This is a genomic window from Chryseobacterium balustinum (assembly GCF_900168205.1).
In the GTDB taxonomy this organism is placed as follows: Bacteria; Bacteroidota; Bacteroidia; order Flavobacteriales; family Weeksellaceae; genus Chryseobacterium; species Chryseobacterium balustinum.
The window spans coordinates 253,908-274,160 of the sequence record NZ_FUZE01000002.1 but is presented as its reverse complement, the minus strand read 5'-3'; the positions used below and the strand labels follow the sequence as shown (position 1 = coordinate 274,160).

Genomic DNA, 20,253 nt, shown 5'->3' with positions numbered 1-20,253 from the left:
TTTAATTTGTTTTCATTAAGCAATTTGAATCAAAGATTTAATTCTCTTTCAATCATGAATGTATTTGATGATTTTCTTGTAAAAAAAGCTCAACTATTGTAGTTGAGCCTTTCCTATGAAAAAGTAATTATCCCGAATTACTAATATTTTATTTATTGATAAGCTTCTCCAGCCTATCCATCATTTCGTCTTTCTCTTTCAGCATTCTTTCATACAAAGCAATTTTTTCTTCGTGTAGCTGAACTAACTTTTCAATAGGATGAAAAGTTGGATTATGATTGATACCATTCAAAATTGAACCATTGTCAAAAGTGTTTGCAATAATATTAACAGCTTGTTCTTCATCGAAATTTTGAAAAGCCTCTACAGGAATTTTAAGAGCTGTAGAAATTGCTTTCAATAGTTCATCTTCGATAATATCTTTCTGCTCCAGCATAGAAATTTTCTTTTGATTCCATTCCTCTCCCAAGTCAAATGCTAAAGCCTCCTGCTTGATGCCAAGCATTTCTCTAAAGCGTTTCACATTTCTTCCTTGATGTATTTTCTGTTCCATAGCGGTTATCAAAATTTTAAAGGCTTAAAGATAAAGCCATTTCTGTTAATTCGTCTGAATTGTAAAGTTAAAAAATTATCCTGTAAAATATCCCTTCCGTCGGATATTTTATTCCTGAAAAGGATAGATTATTCACACTGAAGACCAGAATTTAGTTCTCGATTTTAAATTATAATATTATGAAAAAGATAAAAATATCGATGGAAACTAATTTCTGGGCGACATACGAAATTGAAGATCCTTTTGAGCTAATTAACGCTTTTTTTAACTACTGTACTGTAGACAGCTATAAAAATACACTCAATGAGGTTATGCTGTTTGTCTACAAAGCTGAGGTCTGTAACAAAGAACGTCCGGGAGACATCTTCGATTTTCATACTGCTGTCAGATCATTTATAAGGGGAGCTTATCTGCTAACATTCAAAGCTAAAAGATGGAAGGTAAAAGAAGTTCCCGAAGAATGGCAGATCATAAGTCAGGCATCTTTAAATAAAGAAGAATATCAAAATCCATTTCTTGTATTCGAGAAAGCATTCAAATGCAAAACGTTGGACGAATATGAGTTTTTCTTGAATGAAATTGTTCACGTGTCACTTTCACCTTACAGGGAAGAATTTGATTATGACCTTATCACTCCACATATTTACCTTGTTAAAATGCTGGATGCAGCGCAGGTAATGAGTGAAAGAGGTGTCATAAAGATCAAAGATAACGTGAAGGATAATTCTGACTAATATATCCCTTTCCAGAATAGAATATCCTTCACTCATTCGTCAACTTTACTAAAGCAAAATTATTGAAATGAAAAAGAACACACCCTTTAGTAAAGAGAAACAGCTTGTACAAACAAGAGAGCAAGCTGAGATCGCATTAAGTATTCTGGTTCAGAATTCTCAAGGAGTAGATCTTGAATTAGGTATATTTTGCCTGCGTGACCAACTGAATAATCCCAGGCTTACAGAATTGCTTGATAGTTATCCGGATTTGATTCAAGAATACGAATTGGACAAATTGCTATCAGGAAAGATTGAGATCAAAGATGCAAGCAGGCGGGATGTCAAGACGGCAGGACTGTTGTCCTGCATATTATTACTCATTCATTTTTATTTTGACAATGATAAGGGTAATTTGAGTAAATGCAAGGTCGATGATGTGACTCAATTTGATAGCATAAATTATATAATGAATGCAATCACTTCCGAGGAAAGTATTAATGAGCTATTCCTACTAATATTATCAATAGTAGGAATTGATTACTTTAAGAAATATCAAGAAAATATGAAAGACCCTGATTTTGTTTTGAAACAGACTTTGGGATTTGACAGCGATCCCGAAATGGGTGTACATATCGATATGATGGTATGGTTTGCCTTGGTTCGCCTATTTATTGAGGCTATCTTTATATACTACGATAGTGATTATGAAACTAAAAACGATCAACTATGAAAACGCCAAATAAATCTCCGTTTTCAGTTCTCGCCAACGAGTTCTTGGAAAATACATTGAATCAGCTTATACACGACTATTCAATTGTTCAGATATTCTACAAGCAGGAAAAGAGCTCAACGAAATCACACCTACTGATCTCCGTTTCTAAAAATGCAGATGCTATAAAATTACAGTCAAAAAAATGGGTTGCCGAAGTCAGAGAACAATATCAGGTCTATATTTACTTCATTGATTATTCAAGACTCGAATACCAATTTTCTAAAGGTCACCCATTCATAGAATACCATTGTCATCAGTCATCAATAATCTATCAGAAAGAAGATTCACGTTCTTCACTTTTAATCAATAGAAACTGGAAAAAATATCACAAAAAGTTCAATCGGTACGAAGATACTTTTCACCACGACCACGAGATCCATCAGTTGCAGGTCGAAAGGCTGATCGCTGAGAATTCCTATAACAGTGCCTTTACTTCTTACGAAGAACTGATCAAATATGACCTAGAATATCTAGAGGAATTGTATACCGGAAATAGGACAAGTGACATCGATCTCAATCAAAGGATAAATAATTTGTTGATTTATATTCCGGAACTCAAGCAATTTTTTGTGAAAAAGAATCAACACGAATATTTTGTAACTGAACTTTTTGACGAAGCAAAAAAGGCGATTGAGGAAGATGAGATTATTTATAACAACGAAATGTTTGAATCATTACGCATCATTGAGGATTCGTTATTTACTTACATCGAAGCTCGGTTTTATGAATTGAAACATCTGATTAAAAAGCAATATGAAGAAATTTATAAGGTCGACCAAGATGTGTTTCCAATGGAAGAATATCCGAAAGATGAAATACTTGAAAGAGCTATTGACAGAATCCTGACTTTTGTAGAATTGGAACAGATCTATTTCTTTCATCAAACAACTTATGGAGAAGTAAAAACCTACTATCTGCTTTTGATCGGTCTGAATGTGAATAATGAAAAAATAAAATCCATCACTCATTCTTTGACAAGTATATTTGGAAATAAATATAGATTTTTATTGGTCGGTCACGATCGCTACTGGATTCAAAAGAATCTTTATCAATACCAGAGCTTCTTTGTTTTCATTATGCAAGCCAAACATTTGGTCTATGTCTCAGATCAATATCATCCCGAACCGCATTGGCAGATGCCTCATCATCCACAGCACAATGACTTGCATTTCCATTACAAGAGCACATTAGAAAGTTCATTGCAGTTTTATAAATTGATTGACGGAAAAGAAGAAAATTATCAAGGTGTAGATAATCTCTTCGCATTATTTCTCTTGTCCTTCTGCAGAACTTACATATATGCAAAAGCATTTTATCTGCCTAATTATATGACCAGTGAAGCCCTTTGGCAATTATGTATCTATGCTGATCAGGATATACATAAGTACAACTATCTTTTCGCGCAATTCTCATCCAACATATTTTCCTTTACTGATTATAATATGAGCGTACATCACAGTATAGCAAAGGTTAACACTGAGAAAGCAGATCAGATGAAAATGATTGTAGACAATTTGATGGAGGTACTTAAAGAAGTTGTGATAGATGGTAAATTATTATTGAATTTTGAGATAAATTCTCTCTGTGAAAAAAATGCTGATTAAACACTTAACAGAAGAATGACTCTAATCAAATGCGTAGTTTATTTACATTAAGACTTTTGATGCCTAAGAGTGCATCAAGGTACTTACCATTAATAAAATGGAATTTCTCTGAATTATATTTAGGGAAATTCTGCATTTATGTCTCAGACAAAAGAAATAAAAAAAATACCAATTGAGGAAGTAATTGAATATTTCCGATTAGAAGGTATGGAATTGACAAAAGAGGAAGCTGAACAAATAATGGAATTTTTGTATAATCTTACTTTAATGGTCATCAAAAAGTATTTCGATACTGATCAGAAATGATACTCATTAATAGAATATCGACTGCTGATAGATCTGACATTCTATTATTCTACCATACTTCAATATTACTCAACAGAATTAAATTTTAAAATTATGAAAACAGCAGATCTATATATACGTGTATCGACAGATGAACAAGCGGATAAAGGTTATTCCCAAAGAGACCAGGAAGAACGTTTAAGACGTTTCTGTTCACAGAATAATTTTACTGTAGGTAATGTTATTTATGAAGATCATTCTGCAAAATCTTTTAACCGTCCCGAATGGAAGAAGCTTTTGACTGAACTTAAGAAGAGAGGTTCTAAAACCAATGTCATATTGTTTACAAAATGGGATCGGTTTAGCAGAAACGCAGGCGATGCCTATCAGATGATAAGCATCCTCTCAAAATTGGGTGTAGAATTACAAGCCGTTGAACAACCGCTTGATCTTTCCATCCCAGAAAACAAAATGATGTTAGCGATATATTTGGCTGCGCCTGAGGTTGAAAATGACAGAAGAGCACTCAATGTTTTTTATGGGATGAGAAGAGCTGTTAAAGAAGGTCGTGTTATGGGCAAAGCTCCATTTGGATATGCAAATAAGATTACAGAGAATGGTAAAAAGTATATTGCAATCAAAGAACCAGAAGCAACAAAAATGAAGTGGGCATTTAATGAGTTGTCAAAAGGAATTTATGCAAGCAACTCTATAAGAACTAAAATAAATGAGTCTTTGAGGAAAAGTGTTAGTAGGACATCTTTTCATATAGCTATTCGTAATCCCATTTATTGCGGTAAAGTGTTTGTTCCAAAGCATAAAGATGAGGAAGCCTGTTTTGTAGAAGGTCAACATGAACCGTTGATCAGTGAGGAACTTTTTGACAAGGTACAAGAAATATTAGATGGTAAGAAACGACCCCAAAGACCGAACACAAAAATCACTGTTCAGGAAAACTTTCCTCTTCGAGGTTTTCTAACGTGCCCTAACTGTGGTAAGACAATTACTGCCAGTGCTTCGAGAGGTCGAAATAATAGATACTATTATTACCATTGTAATTCTACCTGCGGGTTCAGAGAAAGAGCAGAACTTGTCAATAAAGCTTTTGAAGATGGATTGATGGCATTCGAAATGAATACACCAGTTAAAAAATATCTAAAAATGCTTTTGACGGAGAATTATCAGAATTTCATAAACGATCCATTAAAGGAGAAAAAGAAAATATCTGACGAAATTGACTCACTCAATAACAAACTATCTTTTGCCCGAAATAAGTTTCTGTCAGAGATAATTGATGATGATGAATATCTGGAAATTAAAAGGGAATGCAAAGAACGGATTTCAAAATTGGAAGAAGAATTAAATAAAAATTCAGTTCCTCAAATTAGCAATATAGAAAAACTGCTCGAACAAGCCTTAGAGACACTTCAAAATATCGGAAAACACTACCAAAAAGGGGGCATTGAGACAAAGCGGGCAATAATTGGTTCGATATTTCCTGAAAAATTGGAATTTGACGGAAAACATTATCGAACCGCACGAATTAACTCCATAGCACACCATATCTTTCAGATTAATAATGAGTTAGAAGGTGTAAAAAAAAAGAGAAACGATCAAAATGATCATTTCTCCTTGATTGTAGAGAAGATGGGATTCGAACCCACGATACAGTTACCCGTATACCACCTTTCCAGGGTGGCTCCTTCAACCACTCGGACACCTCTCTATGTTTGAAGACTGCAAAAATAGGCTATTTTATTGAATCTACAAATTCTTAATTTAAAATTACTCGCTTATTTCTCCACAGATATTTCTTGCAAAATTATCGGCAAAACTTCCATGATAATTAGGATTGTCAATAAGGTGCATTGCTTTAGTAATCGCAGATTCTGCAGTCATATCTCTTCCGCTGATTGCTCCGATTCTTGAGAAAATATTAGAGTTTTCGTATTTTCCAAACGATATTCCACCGGAAATACACTGACTTACCACTACGATTTCAGTTCCGTTATTTCTGATTTGCTGTAAAGTTTCAAGTGTTTTTTCGCTGCTGAAAATCGTTCCCGACCCGAAAACCTGCAAGATCAACACTTTCATTTTCGGAATTTCTTTAAAATGATTCAGTTTCATGCCCGGAAAAATTCTCCAGAACAAAACATCTTCAGAAATATGTTCATCTACATGAAATTCAATTCTGCCATCACAACGGAAAAGATTATCCTTGTCAATTTTTAAATGAACTCCAGATTGCCCTAAAATAGGATAGTTCGGACTTGCATAGGCATCAAAATACTCTGCAGAATATTTCAAAGTACGGTTTCCTCTCAATAATTTATATTCAAAATAAATCGCAACTTCCTGTATCACGGCATCATTCTGTTCATAAAGACTTGCATAATAAAGGCTCGTCAGAAGATTTTCTTTGGCGTCAGTTCTCAAATCTCCAATGGGAAGTTGTGAACCGGTTAAAATAACGGGCTTTGTCAAACCTTTCAACATAAAACTCAATGCAGAAGCAGTATAAGACATCGTATCTGTCCCGTGAAGAATCAGGAAGCCGTCATATTTCTTATAATTGTCGAATATTAAACTGGCGATCATTCTCCATTCCTCAGGTCCCATATCGGAAGAATCGAGAGGTTTTTCAAAAGGATGTACGAAAACTTCACATTCCATGAGTTTCATTTCGGGCATTTTCTCAAAAATATTTCCGAAATCAAAGGCACGGAGACTTCCGGTTTCGTAGTCTTTTTCCATACCAATCGTTCCGCCGGTATAAATCAGAAGGACTTTTCGCTTCATTTTTTTATTTAAATTAAAGATTTTGAGTTTCTTTTCAGGTTCAGAATTTCAAAATTACGTTAATTTGCAAAGATTTGAAAGAAGATGAAAGATTTAGAGAAAACTTACGAGTATTTACAACAATTTTTAACTGAAGAAAGATTAAAGAAAATTGAGCATTTTGCTCCTGAAAGTTCAGATTTTGTACTTCCAGTGGTTGAAGATGTTTATCAGTTTAGAAATGCAGCGGCAATTGTAAGGTCTGTAGAAGCGTGTGGTTTTCATAAAGTGGTTGCTTTGCAGGAAGAGCATAGTTTTGAGCCGAATTTAAAAGTTACAAAAGGCGCAGATACTTGGGTGGAAGTAGAAAGACTTCCCAGAAATATGGAATCTTTTCAGAATATTAAAGACAGAGGGTACAAAATGGTAGCAGTTTCTTTAGAAAAAAATGCAAAATTTTTACCTGATTATGAAATTACCGAGCCGATTGCTCTTGTTTTCGGAACCGAAATGGAAGGTGTTTCTCAAGAGGTTTTAGATTTTGCAGATGAAACCTTGGCAATTCCGATGTATGGTTTTACCAGAAGTTTTAATGTTTCGGTTGCGGCTTCAATCTGTATGTATGAATTAAAGCAAAAACTGATAAAATCTAATATTGATTATAAGCTGAATGAAGAAAAACTGCTACGAATGAAAATTCGTTGGGCAGTGAATTCTATGCGAAGTGGGCCGCAGATTTTTGAAAAGTATTTAAGAGATAATAATTTCAACTTTTAAAAGTTATTATTAAAATTTTAAATCATCATGACGAGATTATTTTCTGTTTTATTTTTCCTTTTCTATGGCTGTATGTTTTCTCAATTGAAGTTTGATACACTCTCTCCCAAAAGATTAAAAACTACAGTTACTCCTGCAATATTGGTGGGTTATCATTATGCTGGTGACGCAAAAGATAATACAAAAACATTCATAGCGTCGCAAATGCATATCATTGAGGTTGTTTTTGCTAAAATAATTGAGTATGGCGGAAATCACGGTGCGGCAAAAGTATATTATGCGGGAAGTGATTTTATATTTAATAATCGGTATGACTTTTTTATGGCTCCTAAAATAGGGGTGGCTTCCAGCGCAGGAATAGCTTTAGGTGCGGAAGTACAATTTCAGACCAACTTTGAGAAAGTGATTCCACGAGTGATGCCGTACTTGGGATTTGGTGGCGGTGGCGGAAAACTGACTGTTGGATATAATTTTAGATTACTGAAAGCTGAAAATTTTCCGATCAATACTCTTCAGATAGGAATTACCTGGCCTATAAAAAGGTTTAAAGAGAAAACTATTTAATCATTTTATTATAATTCCACGCAGCAACAAAAACTCCCGCAGTTTCCGTTCTCAATCTTTGATTTCCTAATGAAACTGCTTTAATTCCTTTTTCAGCTAAAAATAGAATTTCCTTATCCGAAAAGTCGCCTTCAGGACCAATTAGAAAAGTGTAATTTTCTAATGCTGGAATTTCATTTAAAGCTATTCTTTCTAAATTTTCGTTACAGTGCGCTACAAAAGTGGTTTCCGAATCAATATTTTTAAGAAAATCCTGAATTTTAATTAAATCATTAATAACCGGAAAATGAAATCTCAAACTTTGCTTTGATGCTGCAATTGCCTGCTTTCTGATTTTATCAATATTCAGATTTTTACGTTCAGTTTTTTCGGTTTGAAGAATTGTAATTTCAGAAATTCCCATTTCTACTGCTTTTTCTACGAAAAATTCGATACGGTCGATATTTTTGGTTGGAGCAATAGCAATATGAAGTTTTGGATTAAAAGCGGGTGTTTCAGTTTTAATTTCAGCAACTTCAATTCCTGCTTTTTTACCTTCAATAATTAATGTTCCGGAAGCAAGATTTCCCTTTCCGTCAGTCACATGAATTTCTTCGCCATCTTTCATGCGAAGAACTTTTACGATGTGCTGTTGTTCTTCGTCGTTGATGATTGCTTTTCCGTGATTGATTTCTCCAAAAAAAAGTTTCATAGAAAAAGGTTATTATTTTTTAAAACGTAATCTCATTTTCACTTATAAATGCCACTCCGGTTTTTATCGTGGTATAAATGTCACCATCGCAATCTCTGTAAGAACACATATAGATTTCCTCAATCCAAACATTATTCATGAAAATCATATTCAGATATTCGTTTTTTCTTAAATTATTTTTGATCGATAAATAATCTCCTTCTTTTGGTTCGTAAGGAAAGCTGAAGACGTTCTCTGAATTTATTTTTTCTAAAACCTCTTCCTTTACATTTTGAATATATCCAATTTCCGAACTCGCCATTAAATAATCTTCGTCTTCAGACTCTTGTGTTGCTTCATTTTTCCCGGTAATGGTTTCTAAAACCCAATAATATTTTGAGTTCTTTTTAGATTGTGTTCCCAGTACTTTTTCTTCTAATAATACTTTCATCTGTAGATGTTTATTGTTTAAGTTTTTATTTCAAAGTTTTCTTTAAAATAAAATTGAATTAATTGTGATTTATAAATCGTATTTCGAGGTTGCTGTCGTTCTTAAATCTGTAAACTCACCGCGTTCAAATTTCAATTGCGCAACCATAGCAATCATTGCCGCATTATCGGTGGTATATTCAAATTTCGGGATATAAATATTCCATCCTAATTTTTCGTGATTGTCCTGCATTACTTTTCTCAATGCTGAATTGGCAGAAACTCCACCCGCAATGGCAACTTCTTTTATGTTTAAATCTTTCGCTGCTTTCTCTAATTTATTCATTAAAATTTCAATGATACACTTTTGTACCGAAGCACAAAGATCATTCATGTTTTCTTTAATGAAATCAGGATTTTTCTTTACTTCTTTCTGAATAAAATATAAAACCGAGGTTTTAATTCCACTAAAAGAGTAATCGTAATTTTCAAGTCTTGGCTTATTAAATTTAAAAGCATCAGGATTTCCTTCTTTGGCTAATCTATCGATGATTGGACCGGCTGGATAATCAAGATCAAAAATTTTCCCGATTTTATCAAAAGCTTCACCGGCAGCATCATCAATCGTTTTTCCGATAATTTCCATGTCAAAATAATCTTTTACCAAGACAATCATCGTATGTCCACCGCTTACGGTAAGACACAAAAATGGGAATTTTGGCGGCACAGGATTTGCATCGTCAATGAAATGCGCTAAAATATGCGCCTGAAGGTGATTTACTTCTATTAAAGGAACATCTAAACTCATAGCGAGCGACTTAGCAAAAGAGGTTCCTACAAGCAGAGAGCCCAAAAGTCCGGGACCTCTCGTAAAGCCTATGGCAGAAATTGCATTTTGTTGTATATTTGCTTTGAGTATAGATTTTTCAACAACAGGAATAATATTCTGCTGATGGGCACGAGAAGCCAGCTCTGGAACAACACCACCATATTCTTTGTGGATTTCCTGATTGGCTGCAATGTTTGAAAGAATAGAATTCCCTTTGATAATAGCTGCTGAAGTGTCATCGCAAGATGATTCGATACCTAAAATTATAGAGTCGCTCATAATAATGGCAAAGTTAGAGAATAATAACGAAAATGAGAACAAAAAATCGGTAGCTGAAAACCTGGGAGATCAGGTACAAAAGACCGTAGAAAATGTTCAGGAGACTGTGAAGGAAGCTTCTGAACTGGCTTCAGACGCTATAAATCACCCGATAGACACTGCGCAAGAGTTTGGAAAACAGGCTGCAAAAGATGTGGTGAGCTATTCTTGGTGGGCGAAGCTATTGCTTTTTCTTTTCTGGACTCTTCTTTCAATCGTAGTTCTTGTTTTCATCGCAATTAATTTACCAGTTACCAAAAGATGGGCTGCAGATCAGGCTTTACAGATTGTCAATAGAGATTTTAAAGCTAAAATGTCTACCGAAAGTGTAGAGGTTGATTTCTTTGGAGATGTTACCATTAAAGGTTTAAGAATAAAAGATTATAAAAATGTAGACTTTATTAAAGCAAGAGAGTTTAAAGCCAATTCTGACTGGTTTTCTTTAGCAACTAATATCGGTAAAAATAATTCCCTAAGTTTTAATGGTTTGACATTGAATGATGCAGACATCAAAGTGATTACTTATAAAGGCGACAGTATTTCAAACTTCATCCGTTTTACACAACTTTTTGACAGTGGTAAAAAGAAAGATCCTACAAAACCACCTTTTCAGCTGAATGCACGTTTAGAAATTTTAAATTCTAAGGTTTCTATTGTTAATCAAAACTCTCCGGGAGAACCAGGAAAATGGTTAACTGCAACCAATGTGAATCTGATTGCTCCAAAAGTTAAAGTCAATGGCGCTGATATCAATGCACGGATTGACAATTTTACTTTCATCACTAAAAGATGGGGGAAATCTCATTTTGTAGAAACTTTTTCTACCGATTTTTCAATGACCGAAGATTTTCTTTCTTTGGGAGATCTTACTTTAAATACAGATCATTCACTTCTTCAGGGAGATATTAAATTTAATTTAAATAAAGGTTCGTGGGCAGATTTTACCAATAAAGTAAAATGGGACATGAATATGAAATTGGGAAGCCAGATAAGTGGTTACGATATCTCTTATTTTGTGACCAATTGGGATAATTTCATACCCTTTAATGCAAGCGGTAAAATGACAGGTCCATTAAATCATTTTACTTTAGAAAACTTTCTGATCAGAAATCCTTCGGTAAATATTGCTACAAAAAAACTGAAAGCCAATCATTTGCTAAAAGGCGATTTCACGATAGAAACCGAAAATCTTTCGGCAGATTTTACATATAAAGATTTGAAAGCTATGATGCCGACTTTCGTTTCCTCAAAGATGAAAAACTTTGCGGATGATTTCGGTAAACTAAAATATAACGGAACTGCGAAAGTAACTCCGAAGCAAGTTTATGTTTCTTCAGGAAATCTGATGACAGGAATCGGGCAGGCAAAAATCTCCAACTTCTCTTTAACAGATTACAGTACAACGTTGCCTAAATATAAAGGATACGCCGAAGTTAATGACTTAAATACTTCTGTCATTACCAAAAGCAAAGCAGTTGGGCTGATTTCCGGTAAATTTAATCTAGACGGGCAAAGTTTTGATGTCAACACAATGCGTTTGAGTACAAAATCTCAGATCTCAAGTATTGAAATCATGAATAAAGAGATCAATAATGTGGTTTTGGATGGTCTTTTAGATCATAAAAAATACAACGGATTGATTACGGTAAATGACGAGCAGGCAAAAGCGACCGTAAAAGGTTTGATAGACTTCAGCACTGCAAAAATTTCTGCAAACGTAGATGCTGATGTTGCCTATTTAAATATGAATTATTTTACAGATAAGGCCGGAAGTCAGATTGTAAGTGGTAGAGTAAATGGTAAAATGGCAATGTCTACGCTGAATGATTTGAATTTGGATGTAGAGGCTTTTGATGTGAATTTTGCAACAGCAGATCAGAAATATCATATTCCGAATGCTAAGCTGAAAACCTTTGTAGAAGGTGGAGAACGTTCTATTTTGGTTGATGCACCGGGTGCAGTAAACGGAAAAATTTCAGGAAAATATAATCTTGCCGATTTAGCAGGAATGGTTGAAAATGGTTTAGGGAAAATTCTGGTTGGTCCTGAACCGAGAAAATTATATCGTGGACAAACTTTCGCCATGAATTTTGATGTTGAACAAGGTTTGGTTGCTTATTTTATGCCGGATCTGAAACTTCCTCAAGGTGCAAAAGTGGAAGGAGAATACGATGGGAATTCAAATAATTTGATTTTAAATCTTGATGCGGCTTCTCTGAAATATATCATGACAAAAAAGGAGGAGATTACCGAAGCGGATCGCGCTTTGGCAGAAGCAAATCCTGATTATAAAGTTGATGACAGAATAGCGGTTACACGAGACAGTGCGATGGTTGACAGTATAATGGTAAGAATTAATACAGCCAATACCGAACAGCAGCTTTATGCCAAAATAAGCAGATTGGAATACAATAAAAATATTCTGAAGGACGTAATACTTACCGGTAAAAATGATAATAATTCTGTTTTAAGGATTGCAACGAACTTTAAGCATGGAAATCCGGAAGATGAATTGAATAATACCCTGAAAGATTATGCAATTAATTTTAACCAGTCAACAAATCCTGCGGGAGATTATGTTTTCAGGTTTGAACCTACTGAAGTCAATTTAAATAACGTAAAATGGTCAATCGATACTAGTCAGGAACTCGATCACAATATTAGTTACCGTAGAAAAACGTCTGATTTTGAAATACATAATTTAAAAATTTATTCAGACGATAGTTCATTACTCATCAATGAATCTATATTTAAATCTATTAAAGATTTTTATGTGGATGCGGAGGTTCAGAACTTTGCCATAGAAAAACTTTTAGAAATGCAGTCGGGCGGAAATCCGATGGATATTAAAGGTCTGGCCAATGGTAATGTGAAAATCAAGATGGATAAAAGCACATTACAACCTTTAGTTGATCTTACTGTTGATAATATCATGATGAATGGTAATGATATGGGTGATGTGACGATTTCTGCAGTCAACGGCTTTTCTCTGAATGTTTATGATGTTGATGTAAGAGTAGCTTCAGCGGGAGTAATTGGGAATAATAACCTGCATCTTACCGGTACAGTTAATAACAATACGCCATCGCCAACAATAGATTTAACCACAGAATTAAGAGATTTTGATTTGGCTTTTACCCAACAATTTGTACAAACTATTTTTGGAAATTTAAGAGGGAAAGCAACCGGAGATTTAAAAATAAATGGTACTCTGAAAAATCTTGATTACAGTGGAGATATTGCTTTAAAAGAATTTGGGTTAAAACTTTTATTTACCGGTGTAGATTATTCATTTGATGATACAGTCATTCCGCTTTCTAAAGGTTTGGCAATTTTAAATAATATTGGCGTTCATGATGGAAGGAATAATTCTCAAGGAACTATTTCAGGGGCGATACAGTTTGAAACTTTATCTTCAATGGGAGTCAATCTCGTGATGAGAGCCGATAATTTATTAATGTTGAATACCACTCAGAAAGATTACGATCTATTTTGGGGAAGAGTATACGGACAAGGCGATTTATATGTCGATGGACCAGTGTCTTCTTTAAATCTTACTACTCCAAATATGAAGGCTTTAAATGGTAGTACATTTACTTTTAACTCAAGTTCTACTTCCAATGTTGAAGAATTTAAAATGCTGAGGTTTTTAAAGGAAGGAAAAGATGGTTTGGTCACTTTAGATGAGAAAAAGAAAACCGGAGCCAATATGAACATTGATTTTAGTTTGGATGTTGATAAAGGAACTACAGTAAATGTTTTAGTTGGCGATGATGTAGGAAATATTACGGTAAAAGGATTGGCAAATAACCTGAGATTCCAAATGAGCAGACAGGGGAATATTGCCATGAACGGATCGTATATGGTAGATAATGGAACTTTCGTCTCTAAAGCAATTCTTAACAGGACTTTCCAGATTCAAAAAAATAGCAGCATCAGATGGGATGGTGATGCAATGAAGCCTTCGTTGGATATTTCTGCTAATTATGTAAGGATGGTTTCTAATGCGGGAGATTATCTTAATATGGGGCAGTTGCAACCTATTAGTATTCTTCTTCAAACCCATATTACGAATACGCTTACGGACCCAAAAATTGCATTGAATGTTACTGCCCTCGATGTTTCAAGTCAGGTAAAGGAGACTTTGGCAGCCAAAATTAATCAAACAGAAGGTGAAAATGTTTTGCAATTTAGCTCGATACTTTTGCTTAATATGTTTAATGTATCCAACTCGGGTGGGCTTCTATTCAATGCCGCCGATGTAGCAGAATCTTCTGGATATAATTTGATTTTGAAACAGCTTGGCTCGGTTTTGAATACCATGAGTAACGAATTTCAAATTGATTTGAATTATGTAAAAGGAAACGATCAGTTTTCTAATACCGGAGACCGAGCGAATGCAGGGGTTAGTTTTGACTTATCACCACGAATTACGGTAAAAACCGGCTTGGGAATTCCTCTTTCTAAAACAGAAAGTACGAGCAACAATTATCTTTCCGGTGAAGGGTCTGTAGAATATGATATTTCTAAGAAAAACGATGGTACATTGGTCTTGAGAGGTTATTCTAAACCAACCAATATCGGAATGGGTGTAGGAACTGTAGGAACGAACGGCTCTGCAAATCAGGCTTATGGTGGAGGTATCGTTTGGAGTAAAAGCTTCAATTCTTTATTCAAAAAGAAGAAAAAAGACAAAAAGTCAGCTACTGACAAAGTTGAAATAAAAACAGATTCTGTAAAATCAGATGGCAAAAAGCCGTAAATTTTTAATGATTTTTATCATATGTGTTAATTATTGTTAATGTTTGATATAATTTTTTTAGTTTAATTATTTTTTTTAATTTTGTAAAAAATTGATCGATTTTTTAAGAAAAATATAATTTCACTAATATGAACTATCAACTGGACGAAATAGACAAGAAAATTCTTGATTTCTTAGTAGAAAACACAAGAATGCCTTTTACAGAAATTGCTAAGCAGATGGATGTTTCTGCGGGTACAATTCACGTAAGAGTGAAGAAAATGGAAGATGCAGGTATTATTTTAGGATCATCTCTTAATCTTGATTATGGTAAACTAGATTACCATTTCACAGCTTTTATCGGAATTCTTTTAACAAAATCAAACCGTACGCAAGAGGTTTTGAAAGAGTTGGGGACAATTCCAAACGTTATCGAAGCAAGTGTTATCTCTGGGAAATACAACATTTTCTGCAAGGTAAGAGCTAAAAATACAAACGACGCAAAAAGAATCATTTATCAGATTGACGACATTCAGGACGTAATGAGAACTGAAAGTATGATCTCTATGGAAGAATTCTTAAGCGATAAAAACAGATTGATCAACGCAATCTCAATTTAATCGAATTTTAGACGATATAAATACCAAAGAACTTATGAAGTGATTCATAAGTTCTTTATTTTTGCAGTATGGAAAAGGAATATAAAGAATATAGCTATTTTGATGTAGATCCGAAGAAAGGATGGGGTTTTATTTTAGCTTTGGCTTCTCTGCTTTTGTTTACAATTATGGGCATGGGAATAGATATTGATGAGTTTCTTCAGCACGAGTATCTCAATATACCAAGATGGTATTTCTACGTGATTTTCACGATCGATGCATTCATGATACTAAGTTTGGTTCTGATGTTTTTCTACAAAAAAATAGGGATGTTTGCTTTTCCGATATTATTGGTTTTTCATTTCCTGATGCATAATTATTATCTATCAACTTTTTTATACACCGATGTTACCAACCTTTTTCTTTTTACAGGTTTTGGAATGTTGGCAATTATCCCAAAGTGGAAATTTTTCAGATAGTTTATTAAAGATATTTTTAGAAATAAAAGCTGACTATAGTCGGCTTTTTTTAATGTAACCTTATCCGAAATTTATCAAAGAAACATAATAAGCTTGCTCCATAGGAGCAAAATATGTGTAGCAATATATAGAATAGATTACATAAAATGCGCTCCGTAGGAGCGCTATCTTCCAAATAATAAAAACAAAAAAAGCATCCAAATTTTGGATGCTTTTCTTTATTTCAAATGAAATATTATTACGCTAAAATTCTTTTCACCGCCTCTTTTACAGCAGCAGCGTCAATTTTATATTTTTTCATTAATTCAGCTGGCGTAGCAGATTCTCCGAAAGTATCGTTTACCGCCACGAATTCTTGTCTTGTAGGTCTTTTTCTTGCTAACATTCCCGCCACTGATTCTCCTAAACCACCTAAATAGTTATGTTCTTCGGCAGTTACAATTTTACCTGTTTTTTCAACAGATTTTAAGATGATTTCTTCGTCTAAAGGTTTAATCGTGTGAATATTGATTACCTCACAAGAAATACCTTCTTTTTCAAGCTCATCTGCAGCAACTAAAGATTCCCAAACTAAGTGACCTGTTGCAACAATTGTTACATCAGTTCCTTCCTGCAAAAGAATTCCTTTTCCAATTTCGAAAGGCATATCTTCCGGAATGAAAACAGGAACTGTTGGTCTACCAAATCTTAAATATACAGGTCCTTTGTGATCTGCAATTGCTAATGTTGCAGCTTTTGTCTGGTTGTAATCACAAGGATTAATTACCGTCATTCCAGGAAGCATTTTCATCATACCGATGTCTTCCAAAACCTGGTGCGTTGCTCCGTCTTCTCCTAAAGTAAGACCTGCGTGAGAAGCACAAATTTTTACATTTTTATCTGAATATGCAATTGACTGACGAATCTGGTCATACACTCTTGATGTAGAGAAGTTAGCGAAAGTTCCGGTAAAAGGAATTTTTCCAGTGATGCTTAAACCTGCAGCAAGACCCATCATATTTGCTTCTGCGATACCCACCTGGTAAAATCTTTCAGGAGCTTTTTCGATGAATTTTTCCATTTTCAAAGAACCGATAAGGTCTGCACACAATGCAACAACATTTGGGTTTTTATCAGCCAATTCAGCTAAACCAGCCCCAAAACCTGAACGTGTATCTTTTTTTTCTGTATATGTATATTTCATTTTTATTTCTAATTATTAAAGATTACTTATTATCAATTACTTATTACTAATAATTAATAATCAGCTGGAGCTTCTAAGTACAATTGTTTGAAAGCGGTATCCAATTGCTCATCATTTGGAGCTTTTCCATGCCAAGCGTGAGTTCCCATCATGAAATCAACTCCATTACCCATTTCTGTATGAAGAATAATTACCACTGGTTTTCCTTTTCCGGTTTCTGTTTTTGCTCTTTCAAGAATTCCGATTACCGCTTCAAGATCGTTACCGTTTTTCTCTTCCAAAACTGTCCATCCGAAAGATTCTAATTTTGCATGAAGATTTCCTAATGAAAGTACATTTTCTGTGCTTCCATCGATTTGCTGTCCGTTATAATCAATCGTAGAAATGATATTGTCTACTTTATTTGCCGCAGCATACATTAAAGCTTCCCAAATTTGCCCTTCCTGCAATTCTCCGTCTCCGTGAAGAGAGTAAACCAAAGAGGTATCACCATCTAATTTTTTTCCCTGTGCAACACCTAAAGCAACAGAAAGACCTTGTCCTAGAGATCCAGAAGCAATTCTTACCCCTTCCAAACCTTCGTGAGTGGTTGGGTGACCTTGCAATCTTGAATCTAATTTTCTGAAAGTTTTCAATTCGTCAACCGGGAAGAAGTCAAATCTAGCCAATGTAGAATAGAAAACCGGCGAAATATGTCCGTTTGAAAGATAGAAGTGATCTTCATTTTTACCTTCCATTGTGAAAGGAAGATTGTAGTTCATTACTTTACCATACAATGCTGTGAAGTACTCAGTACAGCCCAAACTTCCACCTGGATGCCCTGAATTTACAGCGTGAACCATTCTTAAAATGTCTCTTCTGATTTGTGTTGTAAGAGATTTCAGCTCTTCAATACTTTTACTCATATATTAGGATTTATTTGCATGCAAATTTACAATTTTTTGTCGGCTTATGGAAATGCAAAAATCCGGACGTTGAATCCGGATTTATTATGTTTTACTTTGAGTGAGTTTAAACCCCTCCACAAAGTTTTTATTATGACAAATTTCGCAGCCCGACTTGAGCGGAGCTCTTTTTGTGAAACAAAAAAGCGGGAGCGGAAGGCGGGAAAAGCTGCCCAAATTATTCTAAACCACTTTCAAATAATTCTTATTCTTCACCAACCACAATCCGATAAATGTCAGTAACCCATTTAAAATAATTAGTTCTACCCCAATTCTGTAATCAGTATAATTGGTTACCAACATATTGATAATGTAAGTTAAAACCGGCGCCAAAAGGGTAACAGTTAAGATAGAATATTTTTTAGAAATTTTAAATTTGGTGAAAATTCCGAAGGCAAAAAGCCCTAAAAGAGGTCCGTAAGTGTAACCAGCGATTTCCATGATCAAATAAACAATTGACTTATCATTCATAGCTTTGAAAACCATAATTAAAATAAAGAAAACAACGGTAAAGATTAAATGAACTTTCATTCTCAGGCGTTTTTTCTCTTTTTCGGTTTTGCTTTTGTCTTCATTAAGGTTTAAAAGGTCAACACAATATGAACTTGTCACGGCCGTTAAAGCTCCATCCGCAGAAGGGAATAAAGCGGAAATTAATCCGATAATAAAGATGACCGAAATGATCATTGGAAAATGCCCTTGAAGAGATAAAGATGGGAATAAATCGTCGCCCATTACGTTCTTGATATTTCCTGCAGAATCTTTGAACCCAAAAATATTAGAAACGACTTCTTTTCCGTCTACTATATTCGTTATTTGAAAATATTCTGCGCCATTTTGTAAAGCAAAAAGATAAAGTAGTCCACCTAAAAATAAGAATGCAAGATTTACAAAAAGCAATGTTCCTGCAAAAGTCAACATGTTTTTCTTTGAATTCTGAAGATTGTCAACCGAAATATTTTTCTGCATCATTTCCTGATCCAATCCTGTCATGGCGATGGTAATGAAAATTCCACCTAAAATAGTTTTGAGGAAAAATGTCTTGGAATTCGGATCAAAATTGATGAAATGAGTATAATTTTTCTGTTCTAAGATTGTGTAAGCTTCGCCAAAAGATAAATTTAAATTAGATAAAATATAAACAATACATGCAATTAAACTGATGATCATAAATGAAGTCTGCAATGTATCGGTAATAACAATCGTTTTTACACCACCCTCAAAAGTATATAAAAGAACCATTAATAAAAGCACCAAAGCGGTTACCCAAAACGGAACGCCTAAACCTTCCAATAAAAAGATCTGTAAAACATTGACTACCAAATATAATCTTGCGGTTGCTCCGATTGCTCTTGAAACGATAAAAAATACAGAACCGATTTTATGGGCTTCAACATTGAATCTTCTGCCTAAGTACGTGTAAATTGAAGTTAGATTCATCTTATAATAGAGTGGAAGAAGTACTGCTGCCACAATAAAATATCCGATGAAAAACCCGATTACCATCATGTAATATTCAAAACCGCCGAAAATATATTCGCTTCCGGTCATTTTACCAACCGTTCCCGGAACGGAAATAAAGGTAACTCCACTTAAGCTGGTTCCGATCATCCCGAAAGCAACGAGCCACCATTTGCTTTTTTTGTTTCCGATGAAAAAAGACTGGTTATCAGAATTTCGGCTCGTAAAATAAGAGATCACCAAAAGACCAATGAAATAAACAAAAACAAATAGCAAAAGTATAGTTCCGGAATTCATGTTTACAATTTAAATTTCAGCAAATATAGTTTTTTTTCGAATGTAGCGGATGTTGGATGTTTAATGATGAAAGTTTTGGATAAATTGTAATTTACACTAGCTAAGATTTGATTTAAAATAAAAAGATCCGTGAAGAAAAAACTTTAAAATCAATTAAAATTCTTTCTTCACGGATGGATAACTTGTAATTTTTTTTGCCACGAATGCACGAATTTTTGTTTAATGAAAAATAGTAACGATTAAATTCGTGC

At 34.3% G+C, this 20,253-nt stretch carries 17 protein-coding genes, 1 tRNA gene and 1 pseudogene; 10 read left to right on the top strand and 9 right to left on the bottom strand.

Going from position 1 to position 20,253, the window contains the following annotated elements:
• Positions 1-148: 148 nt before the first annotated feature.
• Positions 149-553 (bottom strand): helix-turn-helix domain-containing protein, encoded by a 405-nt coding sequence (locus B5X64_RS04875; RefSeq protein WP_079464175.1) that lies wholly within the window; start codon positions 551-553, stop codon positions 149-151.
• 179 nt (positions 554-732) lie between these two features.
• On the opposite strand from B5X64_RS04875, the gene B5X64_RS04870 reads away from it, so the two are divergent.
• The 5 genes and pseudogenes from B5X64_RS04870 to B5X64_RS22990 all read left to right on the top strand — a co-directional run.
• A complete protein-coding gene (locus tag B5X64_RS04870; RefSeq protein ID WP_123920977.1) occupies positions 733-1,287 on the top strand; it encodes a hypothetical protein in 555 nt (184 codons plus the stop codon).
• 67 nt (positions 1,288-1,354) lie between these two features.
• A complete protein-coding gene (locus B5X64_RS04865) occupies positions 1,355-1,999 on the top strand; it encodes a hypothetical protein (RefSeq protein ID WP_079464173.1) in 645 nt (214 codons plus the stop codon).
• The gene (locus B5X64_RS04860; RefSeq protein WP_079464172.1) at positions 1,996-3,645 is read left to right on the top strand and encodes a DNA topoisomerase VI subunit B family protein; all 1,650 of its coding nucleotides are present in this window, start codon (positions 1,996-1,998) and stop codon (positions 3,643-3,645) included. The genes B5X64_RS04865 and B5X64_RS04860 overlap by 4 nt, the downstream gene beginning before the upstream one ends.
• A 138-nt stretch (positions 3,646-3,783) precedes the next feature.
• Positions 3,784-3,951, top strand: a complete 168-nt coding sequence (locus B5X64_RS22515) for a DUF2624 family protein (protein ID WP_111944919.1) — start codon at positions 3,784-3,786, stop codon at positions 3,949-3,951.
• A gap of 93 nt (positions 3,952-4,044) precedes the next feature.
• A pseudogene (locus B5X64_RS22990) lies at positions 4,045-4,980 on the top strand (recombinase family protein); the annotation flags it as partial.
• Between the two features lie 589 nt (positions 4,981-5,569).
• On the opposite strand, the gene B5X64_RS04850 reads toward B5X64_RS22990, so the two are convergent.
• Positions 5,570-5,656 (bottom strand) — tRNA-Ser (locus tag B5X64_RS04850).
• Positions 5,657-5,715: 59 nt separating this feature from the next.
• Positions 5,716-6,732 carry an asparaginase gene (locus B5X64_RS04845; RefSeq protein WP_079464171.1) on the bottom strand — a complete coding sequence of 339 codons (1,017 nt, stop codon included), beginning with the start codon at positions 6,730-6,732 and terminating at the stop codon, positions 5,716-5,718.
• 84 nt (positions 6,733-6,816) lie between these two features.
• Here B5X64_RS04845 and B5X64_RS04840 point away from each other — a divergent pair, with 84 nt between their 5' ends.
• Positions 6,817-7,488 carry a TrmH family RNA methyltransferase gene (locus B5X64_RS04840; RefSeq protein WP_079464170.1) on the top strand — a complete coding sequence of 224 codons (672 nt, stop codon included), beginning with the start codon at positions 6,817-6,819 and terminating at the stop codon, positions 7,486-7,488.
• Between the two features lie 27 nt (positions 7,489-7,515).
• Positions 7,516-8,052, top strand: coding sequence for a hypothetical protein (locus B5X64_RS04835; protein ID WP_123920975.1), 537 nt, complete (start codon positions 7,516-7,518; stop codon positions 8,050-8,052).
• Here the strand turns inward: B5X64_RS04835 and B5X64_RS04830 are convergent.
• From B5X64_RS04830 to tsaD, 3 genes are all read right to left on the bottom strand, one after another.
• Positions 8,045-8,743: an RsmE family RNA methyltransferase gene (locus B5X64_RS04830; protein WP_079464168.1), complete on the bottom strand. Its 699-nt coding sequence runs from the start codon at positions 8,741-8,743 to the stop codon at positions 8,045-8,047. The two genes, B5X64_RS04835 and B5X64_RS04830, sit on opposite strands and share 8 nt — an antisense overlap.
• 19 nt (positions 8,744-8,762) lie before the next feature.
• Positions 8,763-9,173 (bottom strand): hypothetical protein, encoded by a 411-nt coding sequence (locus tag B5X64_RS04825; RefSeq protein WP_079464167.1) that lies wholly within the window; start codon positions 9,171-9,173, stop codon positions 8,763-8,765.
• A gap of 69 nt (positions 9,174-9,242) precedes the next feature.
• Positions 9,243-10,259, bottom strand: coding sequence for a tRNA (adenosine(37)-N6)-threonylcarbamoyltransferase complex transferase subunit TsaD (tsaD, locus tag B5X64_RS04820; protein ID WP_066678754.1), 1,017 nt, complete (start codon positions 10,257-10,259; stop codon positions 9,243-9,245).
• Between the two features lie 4 nt (positions 10,260-10,263).
• Here tsaD and B5X64_RS04815 point away from each other — a divergent pair, with 4 nt between their 5' ends.
• From B5X64_RS04815 to B5X64_RS04805, 3 genes are all read left to right on the top strand, one after another.
• Positions 10,264-15,060, top strand: coding sequence for a translocation/assembly module TamB domain-containing protein (locus tag B5X64_RS04815; protein ID WP_079464166.1), 4,797 nt, complete (start codon positions 10,264-10,266; stop codon positions 15,058-15,060).
• Positions 15,061-15,188: 128 nt separating this feature from the next.
• The gene (locus tag B5X64_RS04810; RefSeq protein ID WP_066678756.1) at positions 15,189-15,659 is read left to right on the top strand and encodes an Lrp/AsnC family transcriptional regulator; all 471 of its coding nucleotides are present in this window, start codon (positions 15,189-15,191) and stop codon (positions 15,657-15,659) included.
• Between the two features lie 68 nt (positions 15,660-15,727).
• Positions 15,728-16,117 carry a hypothetical protein gene (locus tag B5X64_RS04805; RefSeq protein ID WP_079464165.1) on the top strand — a complete coding sequence of 130 codons (390 nt, stop codon included), beginning with the start codon at positions 15,728-15,730 and terminating at the stop codon, positions 16,115-16,117.
• 238 nt (positions 16,118-16,355) lie between these two features.
• Here the strand turns inward: B5X64_RS04805 and B5X64_RS04800 are convergent, their stop codons facing one another.
• From B5X64_RS04800 to B5X64_RS04790, 3 genes are all read right to left on the bottom strand, one after another.
• Entirely contained in the window at positions 16,356-17,300 is a 945-nt protein-coding gene (locus B5X64_RS04800; protein ID WP_079464164.1) for a transketolase family protein, read from the bottom strand.
• A gap of 53 nt (positions 17,301-17,353) precedes the next feature.
• On the bottom strand, positions 17,354-18,205 hold the full coding sequence (locus B5X64_RS04795) for a transketolase (RefSeq protein WP_079464163.1): 852 nt from the start codon (positions 18,203-18,205) through the stop codon (positions 17,354-17,356).
• A 222-nt stretch (positions 18,206-18,427) separates the two neighbouring features.
• Entirely contained in the window at positions 18,428-20,002 is a 1,575-nt protein-coding gene (locus B5X64_RS04790) for a sodium:solute symporter (RefSeq protein WP_079464162.1), read from the bottom strand.
• Positions 20,003-20,253 lie beyond the last annotated feature (251 nt).